This window comes from Acinetobacter brisouii (genome assembly GCF_008993995.1).
Taxonomy (GTDB): domain Bacteria; phylum Pseudomonadota; class Gammaproteobacteria; order Pseudomonadales; family Moraxellaceae; genus Acinetobacter; species Acinetobacter brisouii_A.
Window position 1 is genome coordinate 1 of sequence record NZ_BKNN01000173.1, and the last position, 686, is coordinate 686.

Genomic DNA, 686 nt, shown 5'->3' on the forward strand with positions numbered 1-686 from the left:
AGTTGTTGCATCACCGGTTGACTATGCTGTTGTCGGTATTCGCGGCGCTGTTCTGCTGTACCATCGGTCTTTCTCCTGAGTTCTGCTTCTATGGCATACAGTTTCTGAATCAGCACTAAGGCCTGTTCAGCGACCTGACTTTTCTTGGTCACATGCAGTTCATGGAATTTACGACGAGCATGCGCCATGCAGCCCACCTCAATGACCTGGCCTGATTTAAAGCGTGCTTTATAACCACTGTAATCATCACAGACTAGATAACCCTGCCAGCCTTTCAAGAACTCTGCAGCATGCTGGCCTGAACGACTATCCTGAAAGTCATAGATCACCGCCTGAACTGGATTGTACTGTGTGGTGGCATAGGCCCAGACATAACCTTTCTTCGGTTTTTTATCATTCTCACCCATCCGCATGATGGTGACCGGTGTTTCATCTGCATGCAGCACCCGCTGTTGCAGCACCACCTCCTTTAAGGCATTGGCCAGAGGTTCCAGTTCTACACCGCAGCGACCTATCCAGTCAGATAAAGTTGATCTAGAAAGTTCGATTCCCGCCCGCTGATAGATCAGACGTTGACGGTACAGCGGCAAATGATCGGCATACTTCGATACCAGCACATGGCTGAGCAATTCAGGTGAAGCAATGCCTTTATCAATCACATAGGCGGGCATCGCTTGCTGAGTCAG

At 49.6% G+C, this 686-nt stretch carries 1 protein-coding gene; it reads right to left on the reverse strand.

Going from position 1 to position 686, the window contains the following annotated elements; genetic code table 11:
- The coding region (tnpC, locus tag GBN19_RS15515) for an IS66 family transposase (protein WP_151778712.1) at window positions 1-686 on the reverse strand (686 nt) is incomplete at both ends.